This is a genomic window from Bacillus cereus group sp. MYBKT14-1 (assembly GCF_051915185.1).
Classification (GTDB): domain Bacteria; phylum Bacillota; class Bacilli; order Bacillales; family Bacillaceae_G; genus Bacillus_A; species Bacillus_A cereus.
Genome location: NZ_JBQAEF010000013.1, coordinates 85,648 through 103,310, shown reverse-complemented (window position 1 = coordinate 103,310; position 17,663 = coordinate 85,648). Strand labels below are relative to the sequence as shown.

The following is a 17,663-nucleotide window of genomic DNA, read 5'->3' as shown; positions in this document are numbered from 1 at the left end:
AAATTGACGAAGTACGCTTCTCATAGTAATCTATAGTAACAATTTGAGACCTGCTGAAATTCAGCAGGTTTTTTTACTAAAAACTGATGTTTAAAAGGAATTAGGAAAAATTATAAAGTGAAACTTTAATTAGCCTACAACAATCGGACGTTTACCGGCATCCAGCTTCTGAATTTTGAGGCGTGAATCTTACTACTCACAATTAGCGGGATAAAATGAACACTAATTTCTTTTAACGTCACTAAAATATCACTTGCTAACATATTGTAATGAATGTATAGTATCATGTTGTACATTCATTATGACAAGAGAAAGGATCTTATTAAGGGTATGAAACTTGGTGCTCGCATTTTAAAAACGGGTATTGCCATCACGTTAGCTTTATTTGCTTGTATTTTACTTCAATTACCGAGTCCGGTATTTGCGGGAATTTCAGCTATCTTTGCTGTTCAACCGTCTGTATACCGTTCTTATTTAACAGCACTTGAACAAATTCAAGCAAATGTAATTGGTGCGATATTTGCTATCGCATTTGCTACTGCTTTTGGACATAATCCTTTTATTATTGGATTAACATGTATATTAGTAATTGCTCTTACATTACAATTACGATTAGAAAACACAATATCAATTGCTTTAGTAACAGTTATCGCCATTATGGAGTATCAAGGCGAAGATTTCTTTAGTTTTGCCTTACTTCGATTTGCGACGATTATGATTGGTATTATTGCGGCTTCACTTGTAAATTTAGTATTTATGCCGCCAAAATATGAAACAAAACTTTATCATCGTATCGTTGATAATACAGAAGAAATTGTAAAATGGATTCGAATGAATAGCAGGCAGGCTTCTGATTTTACAACGCTAAAAACTGATATTGATCGTATGAAAGAAAAAATGATCAAACTAAACCATTACTATTTGCTGTATAAAGAAGAAAGAAGCTACACGAAAAAAGTAAAGTTCGCAAAAATTCGTAAGCTCGTTTTATTCAGACAAATGTTAGCGACAACAAGCCGTGCTTTAAGTACGTTAAAATCATTACACCGTACTGAAAATGAACTGCGCTATATGCCGGAAGAATTTCAGGAATCTATCCAAAACGAACTTGACTCATTAACGCATTATCATGAACAAGTTTTATTAAAATTTATTGGTAAAGCAAAAAAACAACAATCAGTCGAAATGCTTGATGAAGTTGAAACAGGTAAACAAGAATTAATTGATATCTTTATGGAATATCAAAATAAAGACGATGAAGAAGCATATAAAACATGGTTACATCTCTTCCCTCTTATTTCTTCCATCATTAACTATAGTGAAGAAGTAGAGCATTTAGATTTGCTTGTAGATAGCTTCTACACATACCATAAACCAGAAAAAGAACTCCAAATCGATGATAAAAAAGAAGACGAATAAAAAAACAGCTCCTTTTATGCTAAAGGAGCTGTTTCTGTTATATGTTGAAGTTGATATAAATTGTAATAAAATCCTCTTTTTTGCATTAACTCTTCATGAGAACCAGTCTCTTTAATCTCACCGTCTTCAATGTAAATAATCGTATCAACATGCGTAATCGTCGCTAATCGATGTGCAATTATAATCGTTGTCCGGTCAGCAGCTAACGTCTGAAGCGCCTCTTGAATATACCTTTCATTTTCTAAATCTAATGCTGAAGTTGCTTCATCTAATATAAGTACCGAAGGATTCTTTAGAAACACTCGTGCAATTGCCACGCGTTGTCTTTGCCCGCCCGATAGCTTCACACCACGTTCTCCAACGACAGTATTATAACCATCTGGTAAGTCTATAATAAAATCATGAATTTGCGCAGCTTTGGCAGCTGCAATCACTTCTTTCTCTGTAGCTTTCGGATTTCCATATAAAATATTAGCTCCAATTGTATCGCTAAACAATAAATTATCTTGCAGTACAATTCCAATATGGCTACGCAAATTTCTCATATTATACTTTCTTACATCTATGCCATCTACATAAACCGCGCCTTCAGAAACATCATAGAAACGCGGGATCAAACTAGCAAGAGATGACTTTCCTCCCCCACTTGCTCCTACAAGCGCTACTTTCTCTCCAGGCTGCATAGTTAATGACAAGTTGTGTAATATCTCTTTTTCATCTACATTATAACGAAAAGAAACATTGTCAAATACAATTTCTCCATTTAATTTTTTCGTTTGTACCGCATTTGGCACATTAACAATATCGTATTTTTCATCTAACAGTTCAAACACACGGTCCATCGATGCAAAAGATTGTGTTAATGTTGTAGATGAATTAACAAGGCGGCGAAGCGGACTATATAAACTATCCATATATCCAACAAAAGCTACCATCGTTCCTAGCGTTAACTGTCCTTGAATTACTTCATATGCTGCAAAACCAATCACAAGTAACGGACCTAAATCGGTTAACGTATTTACTGCCGAAAATGTTCTTGCCGTCCAACTTGTATGGGTTAATGCTTTCGTTAAAAATTCATTATTTCTTTTTTCAAACTGCTTCCCCTCGTACTCTTCTAACGCAAAGCTACGTGTCACTTGCATTCCTTGAATACGTTCATGCAAATACCCTTGCATCGTCGCTAACGCTTGTGAACGCTCTTTCGTCAATTTCCGAAGACGTCCGAAAAAATATTTCACAGCAATTACATAAATAGGTAAAATCAATAACGCAACAAATGTTAATTTTATATTCATAGAAAACATAACAATGATAGCAATAGCAATTGTTGCAGTATCTAACCAGACGTTCATCAAACCAGTAATTACAAAATCTTTCGTTTGTTCTACATCATGGATGACACGCGAAATAATCTCCCCTGTTTTTGTATTGGAGTAATAACGTAAACTTAACTTTTGTAAGTGACCGAAAATATGCTTCCGCAAATCATACAGTATTGTATTTGCGATACGTTGGGCGAAATATTGACGATAATATTCAATCGGTGGTCTTAATACCGCAAAAATAAAGAAAGCAATTCCAATCGCTGTTATTAATTGAGATGTTTTATCTTGAAGTGAGCCAGCGCCTTGAATTACATCATCGATAATATACTTTAATAACCACGGCATAATAAGTGGGATACCGAACTTAACTAGTCCAATAATAATTGTAATAGCAATAAGCCACCGATATGGTTTAACAAATTGTAAATATCTTTTTATGCCTTGCACATAATCCCCCCTCTAATAGGACAAACCTGCCGGGAAGCCCCCTGCAGGTTTGTTTTAATTTCTGTACATTAAATATCGTTCATACCACATATCTACGAAATCTGGTGCAAATGGACCTTTTCTTTGATGAATCCACTGTGTTAAATGTGCTACATTTCGTTTTAAAATTGTATCAATAACAGGTGGATACTGCATAATTTCACTATGTTTTTCATACTCATCTTCATCTAGAAGCGTATATGTCATATCTGGATATACTTTAATATCTAAATCATAATCAATATACTTTAATGCTTCAGGATCATACGCAAAAGGTGAGCTTAAATTACAATAATAATATACGCCATCTTCCCTAAGCATCCCAATCACATTAAACCAATAGTTGGCATGAAAATAGCAAATTGCTGGTTCACGAGTAATCCATGTTCGGCCATCCGATTCTGTAACTACTGTACGATCATTCGCTCCGATTACAAGACTCTGTGTCCCTTTTAAAATTGTTGTTTCTTCCCACATTCTATGAATGGAGCCATTATGTTTATAACTATGTATTTGTACTTTTTCTCCTTCTTTGGGAAATCCCATATATGCTCCCTTCTTTCAACTGCAAATGCCCTTTGAACGGCATTCACTTTTTTTCTATTATAACTTTTTTGTCGAAATTTTAAAACTAAAGGGATAAGACTCTATTTTTCAAACTGAATATGTAGGAGGTTTATCGTTGAATACTATGCCCCACCGCTTCTTAGGAGATAAAAGGATTGTACTGTATTATTTATAAGCGAGGACATGTAATAGAAAAAGCCCTTCTCTATTTCCATACAAAGAAGGACTTTTCACCTAAAGATAACAATATGTCTTATCCTAAATTTGAAATCATTTTTTCAGTTGCAAAAGATTGAATTACACTATTCGTTTGCTCTTCAAATTTCTCATGTAACATCTTCAACGCTACTTCTGTTCTATATATTTCCTGGCGGATAAAATGCAGTTCTTTTTTATCGCACGTATCTTTTTCATTCATTTCAATTTGTTGATACTTCTCTAGATGTGCTTGTAACTTTAACAATTCATCCATCGTTTCTAATTGCTCCCCTACCAACTTATCAAAATCGTTCATTACTTACCCCCTTTTGGACTTATTCATCAGTTATTATTCCTAATTACATAATTCTAATTGTTAACTTCCTTCTCCTTTGACTACATTTGTTGACTTATTAGAAGTTATGTCGTTCGCTTTCTTTTCATTACAACGATCCACGCAAAAAGAAAACACTTCTCCCGAATTAGAGAAGTGTTTTTCTTTCATTACTGATTTGAGCTAGAAGATTGTGATTGTTTTGCAGCTGACTTAGCATTTTGTTTTTTCACAGCATGCACGTCTGTTTCAGTAGCAAATTCTGTACCATAACTAGCGTTTGCACTTTGTGCACCAGAAGCTTGTGCTTTCTTTGCTTCTGATTGTGCGTTTGCTTGTTTTACTGCTTGTACATTTGTTTCAGTAGCAAATTCTGTACCATAACTAGCATTTGTACTTTGAATGCTAGCACCAGAAGTTGCCTTGTTATAACCTTGTTGTTTTTTACTCATCTTTCTCACCTCCACAATCAATAATGTAACCAATTCACTTAGAAGCTATCCGTAATTTTCTTTTGAATAATTTCCGCATATATCTTTTGTTACTTATTCAAACTATAAGAAATGGAGGTGGAAATATGTATATAGGACGCGATATGACTGAACTAACGATGATTTCAAAAAATGAATGGAAAGAAGATGAATTAGCTTATTTTCATCACTCACTACAACAGGTTCTGCCTTATTTAAATGTAGAAGGGCAGAGTATTTACAAAGAAATTGTAGTAGAAATTGAATCAAGAGGCGGCTTACAAGAAGGTGAAGCTAGTTGGACTCATGGGACAAAAATTTCTTACGATTAAAAAAGTGTTCCCTAGATTGGGAACACTTTTTTATTTATTGCATTGTAATTTTCTCCACACAATTTTCATAAATAGTACGGTGTGATTTTGAGAAAGGTAATTGCTCAAATACCTCTTTCGATACAAATTTTAATGTATCTGTATCAACAATATTACCGGTTACTTTTCCGTAAAATACAAATATATCCCAAGTACGATGTGTAAACGTATGTTGTACATTCATTGCGTATTCATCAATAGAAACCTCGAGCTCAAATTTTTCTTTCATATAATCTATAAGCTGTTCCTTCTGATTTCGAATACCTTCTCCAAGTTCAGCATTAGGAAACTCCCACATGTTAGCTAACAAACCTGTACTTGGACGTTTATTAATAACGTAACGACCGTCTTCAGTTTGAAGTACGCCTGCAACAATAGGTACCATTTTAGGAGCTTTCGCTTTACTTTTTACTGGTAATTCTTTTTGAACACCTTCAGCATATCCTCTGCAATGCTCACGCACAGGACAAAGTAAGCACGATGGATTTTTAGGAATACAAATCAATGCACCTAATTCCATCAATCCTTGATTAAAATAAGATGGGTTTTCTACTGAAATAATTTCACGCACAATCTCTTCAAAAACTTTTCGAGTCTTTGGTTTTGCAATATCATCCCATACTGATAAAATACGAGATAATACACGCATAACATTTCCATCAACTGCCGGCTCTGGTATACCATATGCGATACTTAAAATAGCACCTTTTGTATATGGTCCTACTCCTTTTAACTTTTCAATTTTCTTTACATCACTTGGTACAACCCCGCCGTATACTTCTTTTACCTCTTTTACTGCCGCATGTAAATTACGTGCTCTAGAATAATATCCTAAACCTTCCCATGCTTTTAATACTTCTTCATCATCTGCGTTCGCTAACGCTTCAAGTGTAGGAAACTTCCCCATAAAATTTGCGTAATATGGTTTTACAGCTTCTACTCTTGTTTGCTGCAACATAATTTCAGAAACCCAAACACGGTATGGATCTTTATTCTTTCTCCACGGTAAGTCACGCTGTTCTTCTTCAAACCAACCAATTAAATCATTTTGAAACTGCTCTATATTAAAATTGTTTAGTATTTCAAGTGTCAAACTTGATCCCCCTCATTTTTTTGCATATAAGTACTATTATAAAGATTTTAGGAAAAAATTTAAGTAAGATGACATAGGAAATAGAAGGCAAAGGACTTGAGGTATCGAATAAAAAGAGTTACATTAATAAAAAACGGAGGTGGATTTCTATGGACACAGCCACTCACCTTGTTATGGGTATCACTTTAGGTAGCTTAGCAACATTAGATCCAGCCATAGCACAAAGTGATATTGGCCCCCAAGCTGTTATGCTTGCTACAATTGCTGGTTCCAACATTCCTGACATTGACACAGTTCTAAAATTGCGTAATAACGCTAAATATATAAGAAATCATCGTGGGATTACTCATTCTATTCCCGCGGTAATTCTTTGGTCATTCCTTATAAGTGGCATCTCTTTCGCCTTCTTTTCAGAAGCTCCATATCTTCATCTACTACTTTGGTCATTTATTGCCGTCTTTCTTCACGTCTTTGTAGATATTTTCAACGCCTATGGTACACAAGCATTACGACCTTTCACAAAAAAATGGGTCGCACTTGGCATAATTAATACATTCGATACCGTAATTTTCTTTATCCATATACTTGCAATTGCTTGCATGCTCGTCGGTTCTCATAAGGGATATACAGCTTTAGCGGCATATATATTAATGATTGTTTACTATATCGGACGGATTATGATGCACAGAAATATAAGAAGCGTTGTACACAAACGTTTCAAAAATGTCGAAAAGATTATCATTTCTCCTTCTTACCGATTTTATCATTACCATTTAGCAGTCGTTACGGCTGATTATTACTACGTTGCGAGATGGCACCGTGGTAACATCATGATATATGACAAGTTCGATCGGGTACCGTTCCCAGACAACAATATTATGCGAGCAGCTAAACAAGATGAAAACATCTCAGCCTTCCTATCTTTCTCTCCTGTATATCGCTGGGATATTTTTGATCATGACCATTATTATGAAGTACGATTCATTGATTTACGATATCGAAGTAAAGATTATTATCCATTTGTTGCAATCGTTCAGCTCGACCACAATTTAAATATTATTAATTCCTATACAGGATGGATCTTTAGTGAAGAAAAGCTTCGAAAAAAACTGGAATTACTTCCACATTAAAAAAAGCGACTTAAGTCGCTTTTTTTAATGTTTCAAATGATCTTCTTGATTAATTAAATGACTATACTTCGGATTATTTGTCCGCATTTCATGAAGGCGTACACCATGATTATTAATCCATGATCGTACCACTTGTTCCGTCATTTCATCGCCTTGATAACGACCTGATTTTGCATAAGTTGTTTGAAAATCTTCCCATAGTAACTCAACCCACGCACGAGCTTGTGCGTAAGAAAGCTTGTCATTCTTGTCTAATAATTCTTTCGTTAATGTTTCATAAATATCATTCATATTATAATCTCCTTTTACCTATTTATCCCTTCATTTCTAAAGGATAGTTTCTTCAATTTTGCACATTCTATAATTGATACTTCTTAAAAAGGTATCAACCGATAATGAGGAGGGCGTTCGCAATGGGTAAACAAGCCGAATTTTGGTCTGAGTCAAAAAACAACAGCAAAATCGACGGTCAACCGAAAGCGAAATCACGCTTCGCTTCGAAACGACCTAACGGCACAATTAACACGCACCCACAAGAACGTATGCGTGCTGCAAATCAGCAGGAAGAGTAGTACAAATTAAATTAACTTCCTACACGAGGTGATAAAGATGAGCTACCGTGATCGCTTAGATAGTCGTTCTGAATTATTTAACCATACGTGGACTCGTCCAAAACATGCGAAAGCGCAAGTTAACGGACAGACGCAACAAACCCAGTCTCTCATTATATTGGCAAATGAATGTAAAAAACGCCAATTTTAGAATCTCCTATCTCCTTTAACGCCTACCAAAGATGAAAACCAGAGAGATATGTGCTCTCTGGTTTTTATTTTTCTTGCAATAAGGAAATTGGTATGCCAATCTCTTCATTATCATTTTGCTTATATCCCCAAGCAAATACCCCATTGAAATACGTAATTTTAAATAATACACCAGGTTCTTCTACTAATTCATATGTTTCACCAATATGGAACTTGTTTATATCCGTCATATAAGCACGAGCCATTGCCATTTTTCTCATTAATACATCAAATTCATTGACAATCCCAAGCTGCTCAGCTTTTACTGCTTGCTCCTTCAAAGCGCCAATTTCTTCCCTTAGCTCATGCGGTGTCATTTCACTGTAGCGTTTTGGCATATTCATCTTATTCTCCTCATTCCTCTTCGCGTTTCATTTGCAAAAATATCTCGATTTCATCAATAGAGAATCCTTTTCGATATAACGCTTGTTTCATCTTGTTTTCAAATGTCCATCCATCATGCTTCTTATATTTCTCATAATATTTATTCCCATGATAGTGTAACGCTTCTTGTTGCTTTTCGTCATCTTTTTCGTCTTTCAATTCTTCCAAACAAATTTGAATTACTTCTCTAGAATATCCTTTTCGAACAAGCATCTCATCTAACTTTAGTTTCATTTGTAAAAAAGAATGTTTTTGATAAGATTTTTTCTTCTTCTCTATGAGAAACAAGGCATTCTCAATTTGCTTTTCCTTCGGATATTCTTGTAAACTATGTGTAATAATTAAATCCTGAACACCTTTATTTAATAACTCTCTTTTAATAACAGTTGGACCTTTTCGATTCACATTACTTTGCGTTCGCGTATATAAAACAGCATACTCTTTATCATTAATATATCGGTCATGTAATAATTTCGAAACGACTTCAGAGATGATGGCCTGTCCCACTTCTTTTTTTCGTAAAAAATCTTCTATTTCTTGTTTTGTTCTCATTTGATAGGATAAATAGGAGATTGCTTGTAAATATGCTTTTTGTACTTCTTCATTGTACAAAATATTCCCTAACTCGATTTCATCAATTTCTAAGCCCTTTTGTAATCCATGTTTTATTAAGATTACTTGATCCACACTAAATCCGTACTCTTCGCCTTGACCTTTATCAATATAAATATTAAATCGTTCTTTCGATCGTTTTTGTACTTCTATTTTTGTAATGACAGCCATACTCTCACCTCTCTATTATTTTAACATAGTCGAGGAACATTTTTTCTTTTCAAGAATATATATAATGAGGAGGAAATACTTGTGAAAATCGCAATTTCTGGTGGTACAGGCTTTATCGGTAAATCCCTTTCTACTTTTTTTATTCAAAAAGGATATACTGTTTACATTCTCACACGAAAAAAAACTACTGAAACTTCCGACCCTAACCTTCAGTATGTTCAATGGACACCAGATTTACAAACCTTCCCCCTCTCTTCTATTGATGTAGTTATTAATCTAGCCGGAGAGTCTATTAATAGTAGATGGACAAAGCAACAAAAGAAAGCCATTTTAAACAGTAGAATTCAAACAACAAAAGGACTCATTAAACAATTGCAGGGACTCCATACAAAGCCACACACATTTATTAACGCAAGTGCTATTGGATACTACGGAACATCTGAAATAGAGTCTTTTACAGAACAGCATGAGACTCCTGGAAATGACTTTTTAGCAAATACAGTATATTCATGGGAACAAGAAGCATCTAAAGCACGTTCTCTCGGAATACGAACAATCTACGCAAGATTTGGAGTCGTATTAGGTGCAAATGGAGGAGCTCTTCCAAAAATGCTACTTCCCTATCAATTCTATATCGGCGGCACCATTGGTTCTGGGAAACAATGGTTATCATGGATTCATATAGACGATGTCGTCCGTATGATGGATTTCATCATACACAAAAAAGAAATTGATGGTCCTCTTAATATGACAGCACCAACACCCATAAGAATGAAGGAATTTGGAGAAAACATTGCAACTATAATGAACAAGCCTCATTGGTTGCCTGTACCTTCATTTATCATTCAAACTTTATTAGGTGAAATGAGCATACTTGTACTAGAAGGGCAACGTGTATTACCCATTAAGGCAATTGAACATGGATACCAATACACATTTCCGGCAATAGACCATGCATTACAAAATATACTTTCGCATACAATGTAGTACTTCTAAAACACAATTTTACATGGGCTCTTTCAAAACTTTCATTTTCTAGGATCCGAAGCATTACCATACAAATAACCTTTCAGTTACTTTCCCTTAACTTCCATTAGCATTATAAAGTAACAGAAATGAGGTACCTATGAAAATATTGCTCAAACAAGCCATTGTATACCCTATTACATCTCAAAAGTTTCAAGGCGATGTACTCGTTACAGGAGAGCGAATTACCGAGGTCAAACCTTTTATTCAACCTACTCAAGATATGACCGTTATAGATGCACGAGCACTCCATCTCTTACCTGGCTTTATTGATGTCCATACTCACCTTGGTCTCTATGATGAAGGCACTGGTTGGGCTGGAAATGATGCCAATGAAACATCTGAAGTTTCAACACCACATATTCGTTCTTTAGATGGAATCCACCCTTTGGATATCGCCTTTCAAGACGCTGTACAAAACGGAATTACAACCGTTCACGTTATGCCTGGCAGTCAAAATATTATCGGGGGGACTACTTGTGTAATAAAAACAGCTGGAACTTGTATTGATCATATGATTATTCAAGAACCTGCTGGTTTAAAGATTGCCTTTGGAGAAAATCCTAAAAAAGTCCATAGTAATGGAACAAAAGAATCCATTACACGTATGGGGATTATGGGGTTACTTCGGGAATCATTCTATGAAGCACAACACTACGGGCACGAAGCTGATTTTCGAATGCTTCCTATTTTAAAAGCATTACGTCGTGAAATACCCGTACGTATCCACGCTCACCGAGCAGATGATATTAGTTCTGCGCTACGCTTTGCAACGGAATTCAACCTCGATCTACGTATTGAACATTGTACAGAAGGACACTTTCTTGTTGAAGAGCTTTCGAAACATAATTTGAAGGTTTCAGTTGGTCCCACTCTGACACGTCGTTCTAAAATCGAACTAAAAAACAAGACATGGGATACTTACCATATATTATCTAAAAATGGTGTGGAAGTTTCTATAACAACAGATCATCCTTATACACCCATTCAATATTTAAATATTTGTGCCGCTGTCGCAGTAAGAGAAGGATTAGACGAGAAAACAGCACTAGAAGGAATTACCATATTCCCAGCGCGAAATTTGCGTTTAGAGGATAGAATTGGAAGCATCGAGGTTGGAAAAGACGCCGATCTCGTGTTATGGACTCATCATCCTTTCCATTATTTAGCCAAGCCTGTACTAACTATGATTGATGGAAAAATAATTTACAAAAAAAATAAAAAAAACTAGTTTATTTTTTTGACTAGATAAAGTATTATACGATTATAAACTGAATGAAACCATAATCAATTTGTGTCGTGATTATCATTTTCAAATTGATGAATGGGGAAGGCAAATGGTGCGCCACCAGCGTTAGAAACTGGTTCTAGTGGGTTCGATTCCCACCCCGAAATTTTTTAAAGATTGATATAAAAATTTCGAGGGTGGGGTGTTTTTTCGTCATGCTACCCTCGTGTGAGGAGGAGTTAGTATGTTGAAAAAACGCGACTTACACGACAGCCACGTTCTATACGAGTTAATGGTGGATCCAGCTGTCTTCCCTTTTGTGCGTCAAAAGGCTTATTCTTATGAAGAATATTTATTCTTAACAAAACAAACGATTGAAGCTGAAGAGCGTGGTGAATTAATTTCACGCACAATTTTAGATGAATGGGGTAACCCTATCGGAACAATTACTTTATTTGATGTGCAAGAAAAAGCTGGATTTCTCGGGACATGGCTTGGCAAACCATATCATGGAAAAGGCTATAATAAATTGGCAAAAGATTCATTTTTTAGTGAACTTTTCTATGAATTAGATATTGAAACAATTTTCATGCGTATTCGTAAAATAAATATTCGTTCTATTAAAGCTGCAGAAAAACTGCAATATGTGAATCTAGCAAACGAAACAAGAAAAGCCGTATATGATGAAATTAACGCAAACGAAGAAGTATATAACTTATATGAAATTCCAAAAGATCAATACACACTTGCTACAATGCGAGATACAACCTTCCAAGATGCTCATCAATTAAAAGAAGCATAATCTAAATTTTCTGAAATGATAATCAATCATTAACATTTTCCATATGCGTATATCCCCTCATGTCTTTGGAAACGATAAATAGTAACTTTAAGACACGAGGTGATTTGTAATGGATAAAAAGAAACGTGATAAAGCAAAAAACACATTATCTAGTACACAAGAAGTTCTCTATCAACGCGAATTTCAAAAAGCAGATCGTGCAGCAGGATATCGCTCGAAAAGCATTTAAAGTGAAAATGAATAATTAGAAGTTTCCCCCCTAATTATTCATTTTCATTACATAATTTTCTCGATTGATAGAAGTAAGCAAAAAAGCCCCTTATACATAAGGGGCTTTTTTGCTGTGGACAACTTTATCCACAAAACCAACAGAATTGTTAGTAATTTTCAAAAACATTTAATATTTTTCTATATTAAAGCATATATCAGCTGTTTTAATTGTGGATATTTTTCTAAAAATTGTGGACAATGTGGATATAGTTGTTAATATTCCGACTTTACTGTTTAATGAAAGCGTAATCCTTTTGTGGATAACTGGCTGAATTTTCTTTGAAAATAATAAAGAACCCTCTTTACATATACAAAGAGGGTTTCATATTAAGTAAAAGATTGTGCAAGAGCAGGTGATTTAATAGGTATATGACGCGGTTCTGCATGATTTTCTGCCAAAATTGCATCTACAATATGACCAGCTGGCTCTGGAAGATAGATGCTTTTCATTGCTTCTTTCATTTGAAGAAGCTTCACATCATCTTGTAATAATGCCTCTGTTTTTGCAAAAACCTCACTATCATCGCGAATGACAACTGCTGCTCCCTTTCTTTCAAAGTACATCGCATTTTCATTTTCTTGTCCTGGAACAGGCTTATATAAAATGACAGGTACTTGCAACGCTGCTGCTTCACTTAATGTTATTCCGCCTGGCTTCGTAATCATACAAGAAGTAACACGGAATAATTCATCAATATTTTCAACATACCCAAACACTTTTAATGCATCGGAATTTTGCTTCTGTAAACTTAATAAATCCTGTTTTAAAGCTTCATTTTTCCCACAAACGACAACTACTTGTAAATTAGGCACTGACATAAATGATTGGCATAGTTCTTTTACATTTCCTAATACCCCATGAGCACCTGCTACAATTAGTAAAATCTTTTTATTCTTACATAACTGATATTTAGTATATATGATTTCTGGATTTACCTTTAACTCAAAACTACTCCGAATTGGAATTCCTGTTTCAACAATTTGTTCCGCAGGTACACCGATATCAACCATCAATTCTTTCACATGATCCGTTGCAACAAAATAACGATCTACTTCTCGATGAATCCATATTTTGTGCACGCAAAAATCCGTTAATACGTTATAGACAGGAATTGAAATACCTGTTTGTTTCTTCAATTCTGGTACAGCGATAATTGGAAATGTATTAATTACAATATCTGGTTTCTCCACCTGTAATAGTGTTTTCAAACGTTTTCTTCCAAAGTTCGCATACCAAGATGCTATTTTCTTATCATAAATTTTTTCTACCCCGTAATAAAACAAACGATATAATTCTTTTCCTATTGTATAACTTTTTAAATATAGATATTTTGTAATGTCAGTTATAAATGGATGTGATTCTCCAAACAAGTCGCATACAATAACATCTTCAATTCCTTTTTGGCGAAATGTTTGTTCTAATGTTTTTGCTACTTGCACATGACCATTACCGTAATGTGCAGTTAATATTAAAACCTTGGGGTTTTTTATCAAACAAATCCACTCCTAGCTTTTTGTTTCTCCATATTGCATATACGACAATAGGAAAAACATTTTCCTTAAAAATTACATAAACAGATTCTAATAATTCCCTTTCAGCTATGTACCTGTCGTGGATATGCAAAGCATATAAGATTGACCCCTTAATCCTATCTGTGCTCATATCTTTACATTATACTTTCCTATAAGAGCTTTCGCAATAACTTACAAATGTTCTCTATTCCATGATACTCACTCTTTTACTTCTTAATTCTTTTTACTATTTTGATTTCCCTTTACAATTATGTAAATTTCTCCATTTATTCCGTACAAAATTATGGATATTCTACTTTCAGTATACTCTTTTATCAATATATACTCTAGATTTTATTGTAAAGAAAGCAAAAAGCCTAATCCAATATTTGGATTAGACCGCTTGTAAAATATATTTAGCATGTTCTACATTTTTCTCAGTAGGTGGTTCTACATTTGCGAGTGGATACTTGTGTCCAAGCGCCTCCCATTTATATACACCAAGCTTATGATATGGTAACACTTCAACTTTTTGAACATTAGACAGACTTTGAATAAAGCTAGATAGTTTTTGTAGATCCTCTTCATTATCCGTAACACCAGGAACTAATACGTGTCGTACCCAAATCGGTTTATTCTTATCCGATAAATAACGAGCAAATTGTAAAATATGTTCATTTGGTTTCCCTGTTAATTTACGATGCTTTTTGGAATCGATATGTTTCAGATCCAATAAAACTAAATCTGTATAATCCATTAAAATATCTAGCTTATTTTGGAATTCTGGTTCCTCAGAATAACAACCACCAGAAGAATCGATTGTTGTATGGATACCAGCCGCTTTACACTTTTTAAACAACTCAATTAAAAAGTCTAGCTGTAATAATGGCTCTCCACCGCTAACTGTTATACCGCCTCCGGAAGCTTCAATAAATGGAAGGTAACATGTCACATCCTGCATCACTTCTTCAACTGTTATTTCTTTACCTTTACCGATTTCCCACGTATCAGCATTATGACAATATTGACAACGTAATAAACACCCTTGTGTAAATATGACATAACGAATCCCCGGGCCATCAACAGTACCACAAGACTCTACAGAATGTATTCTTCCTTTTACCATGTTACTTCCTCCTTTATTGAAACAGCCTCCCTTCGCTATATATTAAGAGCGAAGGGAAACCTTTTTTCATTTACATGCTTTCATGCATTGTACGGTTAATTACATCAATTTGTTGTTCACGAGTTAATTTAATAAAGTTTACAGCATAACCAGATACACGAATTGTTAATTGTGGATACTTCTCAGGATGTTCCATTGCATCCATTAATGTTTCACGGTTAAATACGTTAATATTTAAGTGGTGCCCTTCTTTTACTGCATAGCCATCAAGCATTGATACTAAGTTACGTACTTGTACATCATCTTCTTTACCAAGTGCTTTCGGAATAATAGAGAATGTATTAGAAATACCATCTTGTGCATCTTCATATGGTAATTTAGCCACAGATAATAATGAAGCTAATGCACCTTTTGTATCGCGTCCATGCATTGGGTTCGCACCTGGTGCAAATGGTTCTCCAGTACGGCGGCCATCTGGAGTATTACCAGTTTTCTTACCGTAAACAACGTTAGATGTGATTGTTAAGATTGACATTGTATGAACAGAGTTTCTGTATGTTTTATGTTTACGAAGTTTATTCATAAATGTTTTTACAAGATTTACAGCAATCTCATCTACACGATCATCATTGTTACCGTATTTAGGGAAATCTCCTTCAATCTCGAAGTCAACTGCAATACCATTTTCATCACGAATTGGTTTTACTTTTGCGTATTTAATTGCACTTAATGAATCTGCTACTACAGATAGACCAGCGATACCTGTTGCCATTGTACGAAGAACGTTTGTATCATGAAGTGCCATTTCAATACGTTCATAGCTATATTTATCATGCATGTAATGGATAACATTTAATGTGTTTAAATATAGACCCGCTAACCATTCCATTGTCATATCAAACTTATGCATAACTTCTTCATAATTTAATACTTCAGAAGTAATTGGTGCGTACTCAGGACCAACTTGTGCTTTTGACTTTTCATCTTTGCCACCGTTAATCGCATATAATAATGCTTTCGCTAAGTTTGCACGAGCTCCGAAGAACTGCATTTGTTTACCGATTCTCATTGCAGATACGCAACATGCAATACCGTAATCATCGCCGTATTCAGGACGCATAATGTCATCATTCTCATATTGAATTGCTGATGTTTTAATAGACATTTTCGCACAGTAGTTTTTAAAGTTCTCTGGTAATTGTTTAGACCAAAGAACAGTTAAGTTTGGTTCTGGAGCTGGTCCTAAATTATCTAATGTATGCAAGAAACGGAATGAGTTCTTTGTTACTAATGGACGACCATCTAATGCCATACCACCGATAGATTCAGTTACCCAAGTTGGGTCACCAGAGAATAATTCATTATAATCAGGTGTTCTTGCGAATTTCACAAGACGTAATTTCATAATGAAGTGATCGACAATTTCTTGTACTTCTTCTTCTGTTAAAGTACCATTTGCTAAATCTCTTTCAATGTAAATATCTAAGAATGTAGAAGTACGTCCAAGACTCATTGCAGCTCCGTTTTGTTCTTTAATCGCTGCAAGGTATGCGAAGTATAACCATTGGAATGCTTCTTGTGCATTTGTTGCTGGCTTAGAAATATCGAAGCCATGAGAAGCAGCCATTTCTTTTAACTCTTGAAGTGCACGCATTTGCTCAGATAACTCTTCGCGTAAACGCATCGTATCTTCGCTCATTACACCACCAGTTAAATTCAAATCAGCTTTTTTCGCTTCAATTAAATGATCAATACCATATAACGCTACTCGGCGATAGTCACCGATAATACGTCCACGTCCGTATGCATCTGGAAGACCAGTAATAACACCTGATTTACGTGCATTTCTCATTTCTGGTGTGTATGCATCAAATACACCTTGGTTATGAGTTTTTCTCCACTCTCTAAAAATACGACTAAGTTCTTTATCCATTTCGTATCCATAAGATTCACAAGCTTGTTCTGCCATACGAATACCACCATATGGTTGTAAAGAACGTTTAAATGGTTTATCAGTTTGGAAACCGACTACTTTTTCAATATCTTTATTTAAGTATCCTGGGTCATGTGATGTAATAGAAGAAACAATTTTTGTATCCATATCAAGAACGCCACCGTTTTCACGTTCTTTCGTTGTTAAATCCATTACTTGATCCCAAAGTTGTTTCGTTGCTTCAGTTGCTTCTGCTAAGAAAGATTCGTCCCCTTCGAAAACGTTTACATTATTTAAAATGAAATCGCGAACATCAATCTCTGCTTTCCATTTTTCACCTTTAAAGTTTTCCCATGCGTTTTTAACATTTTCTAATACTTGAGTCATCCTAATCTCCTCCATT

The 17,663-nt window shown here is 34.9% G+C and carries 20 protein-coding genes; 9 read left to right on the top strand and 11 right to left on the bottom strand.

Annotation, left to right across the window (positions count from 1 at the left end; all coding sequences use genetic code 11):
- The first annotated feature begins 330 nt into the window (after positions 1-330).
- Positions 331-1,419 (top strand): aromatic acid exporter family protein, encoded by a 1,089-nt coding sequence (locus tag ACTFO4_RS24230; RefSeq protein ID WP_000765787.1) that lies wholly within the window; start codon positions 331-333, stop codon positions 1,417-1,419.
- Between the two features lie 14 nt (positions 1,420-1,433).
- Here ACTFO4_RS24230 and ACTFO4_RS24225 read toward each other — a convergent pair whose 3' ends face one another.
- The 4 genes from ACTFO4_RS24225 to ACTFO4_RS24210 all read right to left on the bottom strand — a co-directional run bounded on the left by ACTFO4_RS24225 (position 1,434) and on the right by ACTFO4_RS24210 (position 4,784).
- Positions 1,434-3,194 (bottom strand): ABC transporter ATP-binding protein, encoded by a 1,761-nt coding sequence (locus tag ACTFO4_RS24225; protein ID WP_017673810.1) that lies wholly within the window; start codon positions 3,192-3,194, stop codon positions 1,434-1,436.
- Between the two features lie 54 nt (positions 3,195-3,248).
- The gene (ntdP, locus tag ACTFO4_RS24220) at positions 3,249-3,779 is read right to left on the bottom strand and encodes a nucleoside tri-diphosphate phosphatase (RefSeq protein WP_000506622.1); all 531 of its coding nucleotides are present in this window, start codon (positions 3,777-3,779) and stop codon (positions 3,249-3,251) included.
- 274 nt (positions 3,780-4,053) lie between these two features.
- Positions 4,054-4,314 (bottom strand): YgaB family protein, encoded by a 261-nt coding sequence (locus tag ACTFO4_RS24215; protein WP_000997575.1) that lies wholly within the window; start codon positions 4,312-4,314, stop codon positions 4,054-4,056.
- A gap of 188 nt (positions 4,315-4,502) precedes the next feature.
- Positions 4,503-4,784: a gamma-type small acid-soluble spore protein gene (locus ACTFO4_RS24210; RefSeq protein WP_000039035.1), complete on the bottom strand. Its 282-nt coding sequence runs from the start codon at positions 4,782-4,784 to the stop codon at positions 4,503-4,505.
- A gap of 125 nt (positions 4,785-4,909) precedes the next feature.
- On the opposite strand from ACTFO4_RS24210, the gene ACTFO4_RS24205 reads away from it, so the two are divergent.
- Complete coding sequence (locus ACTFO4_RS24205) at positions 4,910-5,134, top strand: hypothetical protein (protein WP_000275436.1); 225 nt, start codon at positions 4,910-4,912, stop codon at positions 5,132-5,134.
- Positions 5,135-5,168: 34 nt separating this feature from the next.
- Here the strand turns inward: ACTFO4_RS24205 and mutY are convergent, their stop codons facing one another.
- Positions 5,169-6,266, bottom strand: coding sequence for an A/G-specific adenine glycosylase (mutY, locus tag ACTFO4_RS24200; protein ID WP_000171397.1), 1,098 nt, complete (start codon positions 6,264-6,266; stop codon positions 5,169-5,171).
- A 149-nt stretch (positions 6,267-6,415) separates the two neighbouring features.
- On the opposite strand from mutY, the gene ACTFO4_RS24195 reads away from it, so the two are divergent.
- Positions 6,416-7,396 (top strand): metal-dependent hydrolase, encoded by a 981-nt coding sequence (locus ACTFO4_RS24195; protein WP_000379111.1) that lies wholly within the window; start codon positions 6,416-6,418, stop codon positions 7,394-7,396.
- Positions 7,397-7,420: 24 nt separating this feature from the next.
- Here ACTFO4_RS24195 and ACTFO4_RS24190 read toward each other — a convergent pair whose 3' ends face one another.
- Positions 7,421-7,687, bottom strand: coding sequence for a YfhJ family protein (locus ACTFO4_RS24190; RefSeq protein ID WP_000998166.1), 267 nt, complete (start codon positions 7,685-7,687; stop codon positions 7,421-7,423).
- A gap of 122 nt (positions 7,688-7,809) precedes the next feature.
- On the opposite strand from ACTFO4_RS24190, the gene ACTFO4_RS24185 reads away from it, so the two are divergent.
- Together ACTFO4_RS24185 and ACTFO4_RS24180 are read left to right on the top strand one after the other, a co-directional pair.
- Complete coding sequence (locus ACTFO4_RS24185; RefSeq protein WP_000517891.1) at positions 7,810-7,968, top strand: small, acid-soluble spore protein K; 159 nt, start codon at positions 7,810-7,812, stop codon at positions 7,966-7,968.
- A 37-nt stretch (positions 7,969-8,005) separates the two neighbouring features.
- Positions 8,006-8,158 carry a YpzG family protein gene (locus ACTFO4_RS24180; protein WP_000122093.1) on the top strand — a complete coding sequence of 51 codons (153 nt, stop codon included), beginning with the start codon at positions 8,006-8,008 and terminating at the stop codon, positions 8,156-8,158.
- 64 nt (positions 8,159-8,222) lie between these two features.
- Here ACTFO4_RS24180 and ACTFO4_RS24175 read toward each other — a convergent pair whose 3' ends face one another.
- On the bottom strand, positions 8,223-8,540 hold the full coding sequence (locus ACTFO4_RS24175; protein WP_001057020.1) for a YfhH family protein: 318 nt from the start codon (positions 8,538-8,540) through the stop codon (positions 8,223-8,225).
- A 10-nt stretch (positions 8,541-8,550) separates the two neighbouring features.
- Entirely contained in the window at positions 8,551-9,363 is an 813-nt protein-coding gene (gene recX / locus ACTFO4_RS24170) for a recombination regulator RecX (protein ID WP_000268502.1), read from the bottom strand.
- A gap of 81 nt (positions 9,364-9,444) precedes the next feature.
- Here recX and ACTFO4_RS24165 point away from each other — a divergent pair, with 81 nt between their 5' ends.
- From ACTFO4_RS24165 to ACTFO4_RS24150, 4 genes are all read left to right on the top strand, one after another.
- The gene (locus ACTFO4_RS24165; RefSeq protein ID WP_000684382.1) at positions 9,445-10,350 is read left to right on the top strand and encodes a TIGR01777 family oxidoreductase; all 906 of its coding nucleotides are present in this window, start codon (positions 9,445-9,447) and stop codon (positions 10,348-10,350) included.
- A 139-nt stretch (positions 10,351-10,489) separates the two neighbouring features.
- A complete protein-coding gene (locus tag ACTFO4_RS24160) occupies positions 10,490-11,620 on the top strand; it encodes an amidohydrolase (protein ID WP_000698319.1) in 1,131 nt (376 codons plus the stop codon).
- A 241-nt stretch (positions 11,621-11,861) separates the two neighbouring features.
- On the top strand, positions 11,862-12,419 hold the full coding sequence (locus ACTFO4_RS24155; RefSeq protein WP_000914737.1) for a GNAT family N-acetyltransferase: 558 nt from the start codon (positions 11,862-11,864) through the stop codon (positions 12,417-12,419).
- Positions 12,420-12,528: 109 nt separating this feature from the next.
- Positions 12,529-12,648, top strand: a complete 120-nt coding sequence (locus ACTFO4_RS24150) for a YfhE family protein (RefSeq protein ID WP_000358482.1) — start codon at positions 12,529-12,531, stop codon at positions 12,646-12,648.
- Positions 12,649-13,016: 368 nt separating this feature from the next.
- Here ACTFO4_RS24150 and ACTFO4_RS24145 read toward each other — a convergent pair whose 3' ends face one another.
- The 3 genes from ACTFO4_RS24145 to pflB form a co-directional block, all read right to left on the bottom strand.
- Positions 13,017-14,183 carry a diglucosyl diacylglycerol synthase gene (locus ACTFO4_RS24145; protein ID WP_000594691.1) on the bottom strand — a complete coding sequence of 389 codons (1,167 nt, stop codon included), beginning with the start codon at positions 14,181-14,183 and terminating at the stop codon, positions 13,017-13,019.
- A 412-nt stretch (positions 14,184-14,595) separates the two neighbouring features.
- Complete coding sequence (pflA, locus tag ACTFO4_RS24140; RefSeq protein WP_000238458.1) at positions 14,596-15,327, bottom strand: pyruvate formate-lyase-activating protein; 732 nt, start codon at positions 15,325-15,327, stop codon at positions 14,596-14,598.
- Between the two features lie 70 nt (positions 15,328-15,397).
- Positions 15,398-17,647, bottom strand: coding sequence for a formate C-acetyltransferase (gene pflB, locus ACTFO4_RS24135; RefSeq protein ID WP_000195471.1), 2,250 nt, complete (start codon positions 17,645-17,647; stop codon positions 15,398-15,400).
- Positions 17,648-17,663: the final 16 nt, after the last annotated feature.